The following is a 2,355-nucleotide window of genomic DNA, read 5'->3' on the forward strand; positions in this document are numbered from 1 at the left end:
GATTTTCTGGCGCGCTGGATGGGGGCGCACAAGTGGCTGCTGGAAGGGCTTAGCCCTTACGATCCGCAGGTAAGTTTGGCTACGCAAGAAATGATCTATGGCCGCCCGGCAGACCCGGCCAAAGATGAAGATATTGGGCACTTTGTATATCCGCTGCCTTCGATGGTATTCTTCGCCCCCTTCGGCGTGTTCGATTACCCGCTTGCCCGCGCTTTGTGGATGACCACCCTGGAGCTTGCTCTGGCCGCACTGACGCTGATCAGCTTGCGGCTGGTGGCGTGGCGTCCCTCACCCTGGCAAATGGCGCTTATGTTCCTCTTCAGTGTGCTATGGTATCACGGCGCGCGCACCATCATTGTGGGCCAGTTTGCAGCCATAGAAGCCTTGCTGATCGCTGCCGCGCTCCTGTTTATTTTACGTGAACAAGATGGACTGGCCGGGTTCCTTTTAGCCCTCGGTGTGGCGAAGCCGCAAATGCTGTATCTGATTCTGCCGTTTATTCTGTTGTGGGCTTATTCGCAGCGGCGTTTTCGTTTGATCTGGGGGTTTTTGGTTAGCTCTGCGTTGATATTTGTGATCTCATTGGCCTTCATCCCCAACTGGCCTGTGCAAATGATCTGGCAGATGCTGGATTACCCGGAATATTCCGACCGCATCGGTTCGTTGATTTCCATTATCACATCACCGTTACCGGGGATTCAACCCCAACTCAATGCTGCGTTGTGGATATTCTTGTGGGGATATTTGCTGGTGGAGTGGGTATTAGCCTGGAAGAAAGGGCCGCGCTGGTTCTTGTGGACTGCGGCAATGACACTGGTATTAACCAATTTTCTTACCGCCCGCGCCGCGACCACAAATTATGTCATGATGATCCCTGCGCTGATTCTGATTTTCAGGGTTTGGGTGGAGCGTTGGGGGAAGAAGGGACAGGCTGTAGTCTGGGGAGTGATGGCCGTGGCTCTGGTTGGTTTATGGGTTTTATTTATCCAAACAGTGCAAGGGAATCTGGAGCAGCCCGCTATGTATGTCCCTTTGCCTCTGTTCTGTCTTTTGGGCCTGTGGTGGGTGCGTTGGTGGTTCGTGCGCTCGGCATTTTTACCCGCCGAAGAAATCTAGGATGAATGCCAGGTGAAATCAAATTATTCGAAGCCAAGCCCCTTGCTCAAATCGGAATGGATATGGCTGGTGGGGATATTTCTCTTTGCGCGCTTGCTCTATAGTGGCGTCGGTATTCTAACGTTGAGGGGTGATCCCCTTGAGGAGATGTGGCGCAGAATTCCGGCTGATGATATTTATCAGTCGCGTGCGTTAACCGTCCCCGACTGGGGGGAAGGTTCTCGTCTGCTGGTGGATAATTGGTATCGATGGGATACTGGCTGGTACCTGAAAATAGCCGCTTTGGGCTACGATGCTCAGGATGGAAGCATTATCTTTGCGCCGCTATATCCCTTGCTCATTCGCTTGATTCAACCAATTTTAGGCGGGCATTATTTGCTGGCCGCGCTCCTGATTTCAAACGCGGCATGTTTTGCAGTTTTAGCTTTATTCTATCGTCTGGCATTGAGTGAGTCATTTACCACTGATGAAGCCCGTCGGGCTGTGGTTTTGTTTCTGGCCTTTCCAACAGGGTTCTATCTCTTCGCTGCCTATTCCGAGGCGCTATTTCTGGCGTTTGCACTGGCTACATTCCTGATGGCGAAACACAAACGCTGGTTTTGGGCCGGGGTCATGGCGGCCTTGGCGGCGCTGGCGCGCCTGAATGGCTGGATACTTTCGATCCCATTGGCCTGGCTCTTGTTTACGGACGAATGGCTGGCTGCTCCTGGAAGCCCGGGTGTTGAAGTCCGCAATGTGTTGCGTGCCTTGCGAACACGCGCCGGTTGGCAGCGTGTGTGGGCGTGTTTGCGGTCGCCATCTATTCTTGCCGTCCTGCTGCCTATCCTGGCATTTTTGGTTGCCGCGCATATCGCCCAGAATCACGCCCCCAATAACATTATTGATTTTAGTTTGCTGTTTCTCTTTCTCTTCATTTGTGTGGTCGGCGCATCGCAAATCAACCCCAGCTTGAGTCTCTATAATCTGGCTACGCTGGGGATGACCATGATGCGCGGGCATATCTTTCCCCTGGCGGGTTTTTCACGTTATATGCTCTCATTTTTCTCAGGCTTCTGGATATTAGGCCGTTGGAGCGCGCGGCGCTGGCTGTTTTACCTGCTCCTCAGTAGCTTCCTTATCGTTCAGAGCATTCTTTTGTGGTTGTTTTTTAAAGGGTTATGGGTCGCCTGAAAGATTGGTTTTCCAGTCTCGGCGAGCGCAAGCTCATTGTGGTGGGCAGTTTGCTCGCGCTGGCGCTGA

Annotated in this window: 2 protein-coding genes; both read left to right on the plus strand. The window is 52.8% G+C overall.

What is annotated here, in order from left to right; all coding sequences use genetic code 11:
- On the plus strand, window positions 1-1,116 hold a 1,116-nt coding region (locus tag HN413_17520; GenBank protein ID MBT3392200.1), incomplete at its 5' end, for a DUF2029 domain-containing protein.
- Window positions 1,117-1,128: 12 nt separating this feature from the next.
- Window positions 1,129-2,286, plus strand: coding sequence for a hypothetical protein (locus HN413_17525; protein MBT3392201.1), 1,158 nt, complete (start codon window positions 1,129-1,131; stop codon window positions 2,284-2,286).
- Window positions 2,287-2,355 lie beyond the last annotated feature (69 nt).

It is taken from the genome of Chloroflexota bacterium (assembly GCA_018648225.1).
In the GTDB taxonomy this organism is placed as follows: Bacteria; Chloroflexota; Anaerolineae; order Anaerolineales; family UBA11858; genus NIOZ-UU35.